This window comes from Streptomyces xiaopingdaonensis (assembly GCF_000262345.1).
Lineage (GTDB): Bacteria > Actinomycetota > Actinomycetes > Streptomycetales > Streptomycetaceae > Streptomyces > Streptomyces xiaopingdaonensis.
This window is the reverse complement of the sequence record NZ_AJTQ01000197.1, coordinates 1-1,424: the sequence shown is the minus strand read 5'-3', so window position 1 is coordinate 1,424 and position 1,424 is coordinate 1. Positions and strand designations below refer to the sequence as shown.

Below are 1,424 nucleotides of genomic sequence, written 5' to 3'. Positions count from 1 at the left end.
CCCCCGCCGAGATCGGCTGGCGCCTCCAGCAGGTGTACGGAATGAGCGAGGGCCTGCTCTGCTTCACGCGCCTCGACGACCCGCAGGAGGTGGTCGCCGGCACGCAGGGCAGGCCGGTGGCCTCGGGGGACGAGCTCCTCGTCGTCGGCGAGGACGGCCGCCCCGTCGCCCCGGGCGAGCAGGGCGAGTTGTGGACGCGCGGCCCCAGCACCGTGACCGCCTACGCGGGCAGGGCCGCGGCCGAGGCGGGGCGCTTCGGCCCCGAGGGCCACTACCGCACGGGCGACCTCGTACGCGTCGGCGAGGACGGCAACGTCGTCGTGACGGGGCGGCTCAAGGACGTGGTCAACCGGGCGGGCGAGAAGGTGCCGGCCGACGACGTGGAGGCCGTCGCCGCGCGCCATCCGGGGGTGCGCGAGGTCGCCGTCGTCGGCTTTCCGCACCCGCTGTACGGGGAAGGCGTGTGCGCCTTCGTCGTCCCCGAGGAGGCGGGGGAGGAGCGGCTGACGCTGCGCCGCCTGCGCGGGTTCCTCGGCGAAGAGGGCCTCGCCGCCTACAAGTTCCCCGACCGCCTCGTCCTCGTGGAGGCGCTGCCCCGCGTCGGGGTCGGCAAGGTCGACAAGGCCGCGCTCAGACGCGCCGCCGAGCAGGAGGCCCCGCACCTCCCCGCCCCCTCGGGCGCCGCACGCTCCTCCGACTCCACCGCACCGGAGGGGACGTCGGTCGGCACCTGACCGCCGGTCCCCTCCGCGCGCCCCGCGTGCCGGCCGTCCCGCGCCGGCCGCACCCCACCCGTGCCGCGCGCCGGCCGAACGACCGTGCGCGTTACGCCGAACCGAGAGAGAAGACATGAACGAGCGGTCACCCGCGCACCACGAACCCGTCGCGATCATCGGAGCCGCCTGCCGGCTGCCCGGCGGGGTCGACGGGCTCGACGCACTCTGGCGCGTCCTGAGCGAAGGACGCGACCTCATCACCGAGGCGCCCGAAGAGCGGTTCGACAAACGGTGGTTCGAGTCCGCCGACCCGCGGCGGCCGGGGAAGAGCTACACGTTCGCCGGCGGGTACCTCGAAGGCGCCGAGGAGTGGGACCCGGGGTTCTTCGGCATCTCGCCGCGCGAGGCGGCGAGGATCGACCCGCAGCAGCGGATGGCCCTGGAGATGGCGGTCGAGGCCTTCGACGACGCGGGCGTCGATCCTGCGCTGCTCCGCGGCTCCGACACGGCCGTCCAACTCGGCGTCTACGCACACGCGTTCGGCGGGCTCCAGGCGCGCGACGTGACCTCAGTCGACTCCCCGAGCGCCATGGGCAGCGCGGGCACGGCCATCGCCAACCGCGTCTCCTACCACTTCGACCTGCGCGGCCCCAGCCTCACGGTCGACACCGCCTGCTCCTCGTCGCTCATCACCGTCCACCAGGCGTG

Annotated in this window: 2 protein-coding genes; both read left to right on the top strand. The window is 74.8% G+C overall.

From position 1 onward, the window contains the following. Positions 1 to 734, top strand: a 734-nt coding sequence (locus tag UWG_RS0115935; protein ID WP_016908219.1) for an AMP-binding enzyme, incomplete at its 5' end; no start/stop codon positions are given. A gap of 115 nt (positions 735 to 849) precedes the next feature. Further along, a partial coding sequence (locus UWG_RS30170; RefSeq protein ID WP_033196174.1) for a beta-ketoacyl [acyl carrier protein] synthase domain-containing protein occupies positions 850 to 1,424 on the top strand: 575 nt, incomplete at its 3' end.